Source organism: Flavobacterium sp. Arc2 (assembly GCF_041431385.1).
GTDB lineage: Bacteria > Bacteroidota > Bacteroidia > Flavobacteriales > Flavobacteriaceae > Flavobacterium.
On the sequence record NZ_JASMRH010000021.1, the window covers coordinates 24462 to 31004 of the forward strand.

The following is a 6543-nucleotide window of genomic DNA, read 5'->3' on the forward strand; positions in this document are numbered from 1 at the left end:
TTATGTTAACTCTTTTTAATAATCATTACAGTAAAAAAGGGTGTTTCATGCCTGTTTACTAGCTAAAAATATTATTTTTATAAAAATTTTTCAGATGCAATTAAGTTATTGGGAACTAAAAAACTGGTTTACAAAGGTAGATTATACGGTAGTGGGTAGCGGAATTGTTGGGCTACATGCTGCTTTGCGCCTGCGCGAAAAATACCCGGATAGTAAAATACTAGTACTGGAAAAAGGTATGCTACCTCATGGAGCAAGCACTAAGAATGCTGGCTTTGCCTGTTTTGGAAGTATTTCTGAAATTATAGATGACTTAAAATCTCATTCGGAAGAGGAAGTTTTCCAGCTGATTACAAAGCGTTGGGAAGGACTGCGGTTATTACGTAAGCGTCTTGGCGATGAGGCGATTGATTTTAAACCTTATGGCGGCTATGAGTTGTTTTTAACAGAAGATGAAAGTTGCTATAATGAGTGTGTAAATAAATTACCATTCATAAATGAGATTCTAAAGCCTCTTTTTAGATCGGATGTGTTTGCTAAAGAAATAGACCGTTTTGGTTTCAATGGTATTCGGGAACATTTAGTTTTTAATCCGTTTGAAGCTCAAATTGATACGGGAAATATGATGCAAGAGTTACTAAAGCAAGCGGTATCAAATAATATATTAATTTTAAATCAGCAAACGGTTACTTCCTTTTTAGATAAAGGAACCGATGTTGAAGTGGTATTGGATGATTTTAGTTTTAGGTCAAAGAAAGTACTTTTTGCAACAAATGGTTTTGCAAATGAATTGGCTGGAGCTGCGGTTAAACCAGCCAGAGCACAGGTGTTAATTACGGAGCCAATTGAAAATTTAGATATCAAAGGTACTTTTCATTTGGATCGTGGCTATTATTATTTTAGAAACATTGGAGACCGAATATTATTAGGTGGTGGTCGAAATTTAGATTTTGATACCGAAAATACAACTGAGTTCGCACAAACAGAAATTGTGCAAAATAAGTTGAAGCAGTTATTAAAAGAAGTAATTTTGCCCAATCAAAAATTTGAGATTGCCCATAGTTGGAGTGGAATCATGGGTATTGGCAATAGCAAGAATCCTATAGTTTCGCAATTATCAGAAAACGTCTATTGTGGCGTGAGACTTGGCGGAATGGGAGTAGCAATAGGAAGTTTAGTAGGAACAGAATTAGCAGATTTAGTATAATGGCAACAAAAATAACACCAAAGAAACCAGTTAAGAAACCAGTAAAAAAAGAATCCAGTAGTTTTATGAGTATACTCAGTCGTTTTTTGTTTAAAGTTGCATTGTGGTTCTTCGGAATCTCTTTGTTTTTTGTGGTGCTTTATAAATTTGTTCCGGTTCCGTTTACACCTTTAATGGCTATTCGGGGTATTGAAAATAGCGCAGACAAGAAAGAAAATTCATTCAGTCACGATTGGGAACCTATCGAGAATATTTCGGTTAACTTACAGAAAGCCGTAATTGCAAGTGAAGATGGAAGTTTTCTTACTCATAACGGATTTGATTTCAAAGCAATGCAAAAAGCATATAAAGGCAATGAACGAGGACGAAAAAGAAAAGGAGGAAGTACCATATCGCAACAAACAGCCAAAAACGTATTTCTTTGGCAAGGACGCAGTTACTTGAGGAAAGGACTCGAAGCGTATTTTACCGTTTTGATTGAGTTAATTTGGGGTAAAGAACGCATTATGGAAGTGTATTTAAATAGCATCGAAATGGGGAATGGAGTCTATGGCGCTCAAGCCGCGGCAGAGCATTGGTATAGAAAAGATGCTAAAGATCTAACTCCTATTCAAGCCGCAGGAATAGCCGCGATTTTGCCAAATCCCAGAAAATTTACAGCGACTAGTTCCTCGTCATATATCAATAATAGAAAGACGAAAATTATGCGAGTGATGCGAACTGTAGGGAAAATCAAATACTAGGTGCGTTTTAAAAAACCTTATATGGTCTTCCTTTTCCTCTTTGCTGTTCAAGTATGGGGTCAAAATAACGGTGCTGAAATCGGAATCATAACTGATAATGATTTGTACACTTCGTCTAAAAACGATATGTATTACACTAACGGATTAGAAGTTTTTGATCGTTATGTGACTAAAAATGACAATCCCAAAATTTATAAAAAAACAACTGAATTTAGATTAGGACAGTGCATTTACACGCCACGATTTCTAAATACTCCCTCCAAAGAAATTATGGATCGTCCATATGCAGGTTATTTATTTGGGGAGTTAGGGAGAAGTTTTTTTTATAAAAATGAATCGGTCTTAAAAACTGATCTGCAGTTGGGCTTTGTGGGGCCAAATGCCTTTGGGAGAGAGACCCAGAGAAGTTTTCATAAATTAGTAGGGTACAAAGAAGTTCGTGGTTGGGAGTACCAAATTCAGAATGCGCTTGCGGTACAAACTCATTTTTTGTTTTCACAAAAGCTATTTACAAATGTACAAAGTGACTTTGTCGACTTTCATTTTCGTTCAGAAGCAAATCTAGGGACGGTTTTGACTGGGTTGTCCACTGGTTTTATGGCTAGAATAGGTTTTAAAAAATTAACTCCCGTTTATAATTCTAATCTATATGGTGGTGCTTTAGGTAGTAATGAAAGCGAATTTTACTTTTATATCTCGCCAAGCATTAATTATCAGTTGTATGATGCTACAATTCAGGGTAGTCTTTTTAATAACAATAGTCCAGTAACATTTAGTTTAGTTCCTTTTCGTTTCAATGGCGAAGCAGGTTTTAAATATAGAAAAAACAACCTTAATCTTTCCTATATTTTCATGTATCGAGGAAGGGAATTATACAGCAAAACTAACACGGGGTATTTCTATGGATCGATAGGAGTTTCTTATTTACTGAAATAATTTTAGATATTAATAAAAAAAAAGAGTCGATGCCAATAGAAAATATACCGGAAATTTATATTAAAGAGAAGGAAGTTAATGAAGGTTTGTTGGTATATGATTTTAAAATGACTAATGATGTTGTAAAAAGCAAGGTTAATTTAAGTATGAATATGTTTAGCTTTTTGCAGGTGGGTAAAAAGCAGGTTCATTTTGCAGATACTTCAATCGCCGTCAATAGTAAGCAATCGTTACTTCTTAAAAAAGGGAATTGGCTTTGGACAGAGTTACTCGAAACTGAGGCGATTTATTATTGTAAGCTCTTCTTTTTTTCTGAAGAGAAACTTATTGAATTTTTAAAAAAGCATACAAAAAACGTACAGCCTTATACAAATGAAGTGGCTTATTTCGTCATCGAAAATGACGATTATATAGTCGCGTTCTTAAATTCGTTGTCAATTTTAAATTCAGATACTTCTAATTATAGCGCCAATCTGCTGAAGATAAAATTTGAAGAAATTATGCTATATCTTTTGGCTAAATATGAGCAAGCATTTGAGTTTTATCTACATTCGTTAATTTCCAAAGAAGTTTCACCCTTTAAAAATGTGGTCGAAAGTAATGTTCTTTCGAACTTAAAACTGGAAGAAATTGCTTTTTTGTGCAATATGAGTTTGTCTACTTTTAAGCGTCATTTTATGTTAGAATACAATGAAGCTCCAGGTAAATGGTTGCAAGATAAACGCTTGCAAAGAGCAAAAGATATTCTTCAAGAAGGTCAACTAAAACCGTCGGATATTTATTTAGATATGGGTTATAACAATCTCTCTAACTTCAGTATAGCCTTTAAAAACAAATTTGGAATAAGTCCAAAGGAAATCCATTAAAACCGACTAAAGCAACCTAACTAATTGATTTATATATAATTAATAAGTTTATAGGTTTGTTTTTATTGTTAACCCTTCAATAATGAACTTTTTTCATAAGTTTTTTGACCCGTATCAATAAGTGGATAGGCTAACTCTCGCCATACATTTGTAGTGTAATTAAAACATAGTGTTTTTGAAAAATAATTATATCTATATAATTTAAAAAATATAATAAATGGCAAATGTAACTAAACCCGTTTTCAAAGAAAGATACGATAATTTTATTGATGGTAAATTTGTTGCTCCGGTTAACGGACAATATTTTGACAATCCTTCACCAGTTGATGGAAAAGTATTTACTCAAGCTGCTCGTTCTACTCAAGAAGATATTGATCTTGCTTTGGATGCAGCACATAAAGCGTTCCCGTCTTGGAGTACAACTTCAGTAACAGAACGTGGCAATATGTTGTTAAAGATTGCTCAAGTAATGGAAGACAACTTAGAGTACTTGGCAACTTTAGAAACTATTGATAATGGAAAGCCAATCCGTGAATCTCGCGCAGCAGATATCCCTTATTGTGTTGATCACTTCCGTTATTTTGCGGGTGTTATCCGTGCAGATGAAGGAAGTGTCTCTGAACATGACAAGAATACATTAAGTATCGTTTTGCACGAACCTATTGGAGTCGTAGGAGAAATAATTCCTTGGAATTTCCCGATGTTGATGTTAGCTTGGAAAATTGCGCCAGCTTTAGCGGCAGGTTGTACTGCAGTTGTTAAACCAGCAGAACAAACTCCAACAAGTGTAATAATGTTGATGGAATTGATAGGTGATATTTTACCTGCAGGAGTACTGAACATCGTAACTGGTTTTGGTGCAGAAGCTGGACAGGCTTTAGCTACTTCAAACCGTATCGCTAAACTTTCATTCACTGGTTCTACCGAAACTGGTCGTAAAGTGTACCACAACGCAGCAGAAAATATTATTCCTGTAACTATGGAATTAGGTGGAAAATCTCCAAATATTTTCTTCCCATCAGTGGCCGCTCAAGATGATAAATTCTTTAGCAAAGCAATAGAAGGTGCGTTAATGTTTGCACTTAATCAAGGTGAAATTTGTACGACTCCTTCGCGTATTTTAGTTCATGAAGATATTGCTGATCTTTTCATCGAAAGAATGCAAGAACGATTGAAGTTAATCAAAAAAGGTAATCCGCTTGATCCTGAAACAATGATTGGTTCTCAGGTTTCTAAGGCACAATGCGAAAAAATAGTTAATTATATCAATATTGGTAAAGAAGAAGGTGCTACTGTATTAGCTGGTGGAGAAGCTGGTAACTACGAAGGAGATCTTTCTGGAGGTTACTATGTTCAACCAACAGTATTGAAAGGGACAAACAATATGCGAGTATTCCAAGAAGAGATTTTTGGACCGGTTGTAGCCTTAACAACATTTAGTTCTACTGAAGAAGCTATTGCTATCGCAAATGATACGCCTTACGGTTTAGGCGCGGGTGTTTGGTCTCGTGATGCTCACGAATTATTCCAAGTTCCACGTGCTATTCAAGCAGGTAGAGTTTGGGTAAATCAATATAATACTTATCCTGCTCACGCTCCTTTTGGAGGGGTTAAAGAATCAGGATTTGGTCGTGAAAACCATAAAATGGCATTAGATCATTATCGTGTTGTAAAAAACATGTTGATCTCTTACGATAAAGAACCAGTTGGATTCTTTTAATCGAAGCCTATAAACAAATTGAAAACCCCGGCATTGTTGGGGTTTTCTTGTTTTTATTCTAAACGGTTAATTACTTTTTAAATGAGGTTTTTGCATATATTAAAGAAATTTTAGGATACAAAAAATCGATTTTATGTATCTTAGTAATAAGATAGGTACAGTTCAAGTAAATTTAAAATACCAATTAGAACTTGTGTTTATTAAAGGTGATAAATAAATAAAACAGACGGTTTTTCTTTTAAAGTAAGATGCTTATTGAAGCACTCTATTTTACAAAATTAAAATGATAGAAAAATTGTTGTTAAACGAAATAAATCATGAGCAGAGGATTTGTAAAAGAAGATGATCAGGAAGAAATTCCTATTGTACCACCAAGAGCAGATTTACCAGACGGAGTGGTGAATTATGTAACCCAGATTGGTATGGCCGAACTTTTGAATGAAAAACAAACGATGACTAATGAAATCGAGAATCTTAAAAGTACAAGTGAAAATGAAAGGCGAATTGCTGTAAATCATATTAATGCAAAACTGCAATTGCTGAATCACCGCATTACTACTGCTAAAATAGTAGGTCTTGATAAGCAGGCACATGATGAGGTGCGTTTTGGTGCAACGGTAAGCATGAAAATTAAGGGTAATACAAAACTACAACAGTACCAAATAGTAGGTGTAGATGAAGCTGATATCTCAAAAGGAAAAATTTCCTTCATTTCTCCAATCGCTAGAATACTGATTAATAAAAAAGTGGGAGAAATAGCCATACTAAAATTAGCGCAAGAAAATCGAGAGTTTGAAATTATTGCAATAAATTATTAAAACAGAATACTAAAATGGGGAAGATTAGTTCCATCTAAAAATAAAAAACTCAAGCCATCTGACTTGAGTTTTAAATTGTGGAGAATACGAGATTCGAACCGGTCATCTTCCCGAAAGCCTTCGGGACACTCTAGTTATCTGATTTTTAAGCTATTAAAAATTCGATGTATTTTCTACTCTTCTTTTTTTTGATTTCCATTTCTCTTTTTACAGCCAATGACCTAGAATCAAAAGTTTCAAAATATACGATGAT

Annotated in this window: 6 protein-coding genes; all 6 read left to right on the plus strand. The window is 34.5% G+C overall.

Annotated features, from left to right (window positions below; translation table 11 throughout):
- Window positions 1–94: 94 nt before the first annotated feature.
- Entirely contained in the window at window positions 95–1207 is a 1113-nt protein-coding gene (locus QO182_RS14405) for an NAD(P)/FAD-dependent oxidoreductase (protein WP_371562324.1), read from the plus strand.
- Entirely contained in the window at window positions 1207–1950 is a 744-nt protein-coding gene (gene mtgA / locus QO182_RS14410) for a monofunctional biosynthetic peptidoglycan transglycosylase (protein WP_371562326.1), read from the plus strand. The genes QO182_RS14405 and mtgA overlap by 1 nt, the downstream gene beginning before the upstream one ends.
- A gap of 21 nt (window positions 1951–1971) precedes the next feature.
- Window positions 1972–2886 carry a lipid A deacylase LpxR family protein gene (locus QO182_RS14415; RefSeq protein ID WP_371562328.1) on the plus strand — a complete coding sequence of 305 codons (915 nt, stop codon included), beginning with the start codon at window positions 1972–1974 and terminating at the stop codon, window positions 2884–2886.
- A 29-nt stretch (window positions 2887–2915) separates the two neighbouring features.
- Entirely contained in the window at window positions 2916–3752 is an 837-nt protein-coding gene (locus QO182_RS14420) for a helix-turn-helix domain-containing protein (protein WP_371562329.1), read from the plus strand.
- A gap of 217 nt (window positions 3753–3969) precedes the next feature.
- On the plus strand, window positions 3970–5472 hold the full coding sequence (locus tag QO182_RS14425) for an aldehyde dehydrogenase family protein (protein ID WP_371562331.1): 1503 nt from the start codon (window positions 3970–3972) through the stop codon (window positions 5470–5472).
- 317 nt (window positions 5473–5789) lie between these two features.
- Entirely contained in the window at window positions 5790–6290 is a 501-nt protein-coding gene (locus QO182_RS14430; protein ID WP_371539456.1) for a GreA/GreB family elongation factor, read from the plus strand.
- The last annotated feature ends 253 nt before the right edge of the window (window positions 6291–6543 follow it).

What these genes read in the sequence shown, in the direction of transcription:
- QO182_RS14405 (WP_371562324.1), top strand. Translation starts at nt 95, where the DNA reads ATGCAATTAAGTTATTGGGAACTAAAAAACTGGTTTACAAAGGTAGAT.
- mtgA (WP_371562326.1), top strand. Translation starts at nt 1,207, where the DNA reads ATGGCAACAAAAATAACACCAAAGAAACCAGTTAAGAAACCAGTAAAA.
- QO182_RS14415 (WP_371562328.1), top strand. Translation starts at nt 1,972, where the DNA reads ATGGTCTTCCTTTTCCTCTTTGCTGTTCAAGTATGGGGTCAAAATAAC.
- QO182_RS14420 (WP_371562329.1), top strand. Translation starts at nt 2,916, where the DNA reads ATGCCAATAGAAAATATACCGGAAATTTATATTAAAGAGAAGGAAGTT.
- QO182_RS14425 (WP_371562331.1), top strand. Translation starts at nt 3,970, where the DNA reads ATGGCAAATGTAACTAAACCCGTTTTCAAAGAAAGATACGATAATTTT.
- QO182_RS14430 (WP_371539456.1), top strand. Translation starts at nt 5,790, where the DNA reads ATGAGCAGAGGATTTGTAAAAGAAGATGATCAGGAAGAAATTCCTATT.